General features: G+C 70.5%; 1 protein-coding gene. It reads right to left on the reverse strand.

All coding sequences use genetic code 11. The features are described from left to right. The coding region (locus tag A5624_RS19395; protein WP_156749094.1) for a class I SAM-dependent methyltransferase at positions 1-617 on the reverse strand (617 nt) is incomplete at both ends.

Here is a 617-nt window from a genome sequence, read left to right on the forward strand (position 1 = left end):
CGCCGCCGCCCGCGACGATTCGTCGAGCTCGGCCTGCGGGCGCCGCCAGCTGCCCAGGCCGGGCAGCTTGGTGACGTTGGTGGCGATGCGCCAGGTCAGGGTGGACAGCTCGCGGGCGTAGACGTCGCCGGCGCTGGTCGGCTCGCCGGCGAAGACGAACCGGCCGCCCGGGCGCAGCACCCGGATCACCTCGCGCAGCGACAACTCCACATCGGGGATGTGGTGCAGCACCGCGTGGCCGACGACCAGGTCGAAGGTGTTGTCCTCGTACGGGATGCCCTCGGCGTCGGCGACCCGGCCGTCGATGTCGAGGCCCAGCGACTGCCCGTTGCGGGTGGCGACCTTGACCATGCCCGGCGACAGGTCGGTCACCGATCCGCGCCGGGCCACCCCGGACTGGATCAGGTTGAGCAGGAAAAACCCAGTGCCGCAACCCAATTCAAGGGCCCGGTCGTAGGGCAGCTCGCGCCGCACCTCGTCCGGCACGATGGCGTCGAAGCGGCCCCGCGCGTAGTCGATGCAGCGCTGGTCATAGGAGATCGACCACTTGTCGTCGTAGGTCTCGGCTTCCCAGTCGTGGTAGAGCACCTGGGCCAGCTTGCTGTCGTGCCGCCCCC

The organism is Mycobacterium sp. 1482292.6, assembly GCF_001672995.1.
GTDB lineage: Bacteria > Actinomycetota > Actinomycetes > Mycobacteriales > Mycobacteriaceae > Mycobacterium > Mycobacterium europaeum_A.